The following is a 2420-nucleotide window of genomic DNA, read 5'->3' as shown; positions in this document are numbered from 1 at the left end:
GCCGGTGTAGGCCGTGTTGCTGTTGTCGATGGTGTCCTGGCCGGACCCGATGCCGAACAGGTAGGTGTTGGAGCCTTCGCCACCCTTCAGGGTGTCGTTGCCCGCGCCACCATCGAGCGTGTCGTCGCCCATACCGCCGACGAGGCTGTCAGCCCCTGCGCCGCCCAGCAGCAGGTCGATGCCCGCACCTCCTGTGAGCGTGTCGCTGTCAGCCCCTCCCGACAGTTCGTCGTCGCCGTCGTCTCCCGAAAGCGAGTCTTCGCCGGCATCGCCGCGCAGGGTGTCCGCGCCGCCCTTGCCGGTGATGGTGTCATTCCCCGTGCCGCCTGCGATGGCGTCGTCGGACGCATAGCCGAGCAGGGCGTCGTCCTGCGCCGTGGCCCTCGTGGCCAGCGCCTTGACGTCTGCCATGGTCCACACGGTGCCGTTGGCGAAGCGCACGGTGCCGACGTTCCAGTTGTTGACGCCGTCATCCATGAAATAGTTCAGGATGGTCAGTTGGTCGTCCGAACCCGAAAGCCTCAGCACGAGTTCGTTCGCTGTCCGGGTGACCCGCACGTTGGACGGCGTCACGCCTGCGCCCATCAAGACGGTGTCGGGGGTAGGGCCCAGCGGATCGCTGGCGGCGTTGTTGATCGTGTCCTTGCCCGAACCCCAGCCAAAGAGGTAGGTGTCGGCGCCCTGGCCGCCATTCAGCCAATCGTTCCCGGCGCCACCATCAATGGTGTCGTCGCCCGCGTCGCCGAAAATGGTGTTGTCGTCGCCTGCGCCTGCGTCGATGTAGTCGTTTCCACCGCCGCCGTAGATGGCGTTGCCCAGCGAGTCGCCCAGGATGAGTTGCGAGGCGCTGTTGCCGTTGACCGGGCTGCTGCCTGCGAGCACCACGTCGAGCCCTGCTACTGCGTTGCGCGTGGGCGAGTTGGCAGGCAGCGCACTGATCCAGGACCGCAGCAAAGCGGCGGCATCGAAACCGGCCGCTTTCAAGGTGGGCGCAGCGTAGCGCACCAATGCAACCAAGTCACGGAACGCACCCGCTTCGTCGACGGCCTTGAACGCCTCCAGCCGGGCTTTCAACGTGGCCATGTCGAACACGCCGACGGACCCGTCACCCGCGTTGGATGGCACGCCGCGCACAGCGCCACCTTCTGCACGCTGCACCACGTAGGCCACCATGGGAATGGGGCTGCCTTCCAGCACCACGATGGGTGGCGTCAGCGCGTTCGTCAGCGTGCCGGCCATCGGTGTGGCGAACCGCGTCTGTGCGGTCTTGCGGCCAGCCGCGTCATACCGGTACTGCGTGTAGTAGTTTTCGGCGTCGAGTTGGCCCACCAGCAGGCCGTCGGCGTTGTAGAACGACCGGTTCACCCGGTCCGCCGCGCTGGCCACCGGCACCACGGGCGCAGAGATCGGGGCTGCGCCGGTGGCCGGCACCGACACCGCATTGGCATGTTGGCGGGTGGCGATGATCCGCGAGGCGCCGTCGTATTCGTTGGCCGTGACGAAGCCTTCGCCATCGATGGTCTGCACCAGGCGGTTCGCGCTGTCGTACACGCGCCAGCTGCGCTGGTCCTTGTCACTCGCGGCGGGCCGGACGGTGGACAGCGCCGGGTTGGTCGGCTGGCCGCCGTTGCCCGTCAGCACGCCCACGTTGACCGGGTTCGCGTGCACGATCGTCGCCGCCAGCAGGTTGTTGGCGTGGTACACGTACTCGGTCAACGTGCCGTCGCTGTCGATGTCGCCCGCCTTGCGGCCGGCGTCGTCGTGCAGAGTCCAGTGCGACCGCCCCGTGGCATCGCGGGTCATCACCAGCCTGCCCGCCGCATCGTAGGCGTAGCTGGTTTCGCCGAGGTTCGCAGAAGCCTGGCTGCTTTGCATCACCGACACCAGTCGGCCTGCCCGGTCATAGGTGCTGGTGGTGACCAGTCCGTTCGCCAAGGTGATCGAGGCCTGGTAGTGCGCGTCGTCGTACTGGCTCAGGGTGACCTGGTTCAACGCGTCGGTGGACGACAACACACGGCCCAGTCCATCGTGGGTCTGTGTCGTGACGTTCCCGTTCGGGTCGATGGTGGTCAGCAGCAGGCCTGTCGGGCCGTAGAAGAAGCGCGTGCTTCGGGCGCCCTGGTCCATGACGCCGTTGCCCCGGGTGTCCAGCTGCGCATAGGACAGCGTGCGTTCGACTTGCCCGCGGAAGTCGAAGGTGTAGTCCGTGCGAAGGCTGCGCGACGGGTCCTGCGACGAAGCCCAGCCTGCCACGTGGGTCTCCGGTGGCACGCCGGTGGCCGTGAGCGATTCCACCGGATAGGACGCGGCGCCGAACGCGATCGTGGACACCCGGTTGCCGAAGGTGTCGTAGCGGTGCTCGGTGACCCGGCCTTCGGGGGAGATGACGAAGCGCAGCTGGTTGCGCCCGGCGCTGTCGT

Annotated in this window: 1 protein-coding gene; it reads right to left on the bottom strand. The window is 67.3% G+C overall.

Annotated features, from left to right (window positions below; translation table 11 throughout):
• Positions 1-2420: calcium-binding protein (locus ASC87_RS28330; RefSeq protein ID WP_304440712.1), on the bottom strand; the 2420-nt coding region annotated here is incomplete at both ends.

This window comes from Rhizobacter sp. Root1221 (genome assembly GCF_001425785.1).
GTDB lineage: Bacteria > Pseudomonadota > Gammaproteobacteria > Burkholderiales > Burkholderiaceae_C > Rhizobacter.
The sequence above is the reverse complement of the archived record's forward strand: the minus strand, read 5'-3'. Positions and strand labels throughout refer to the sequence as shown.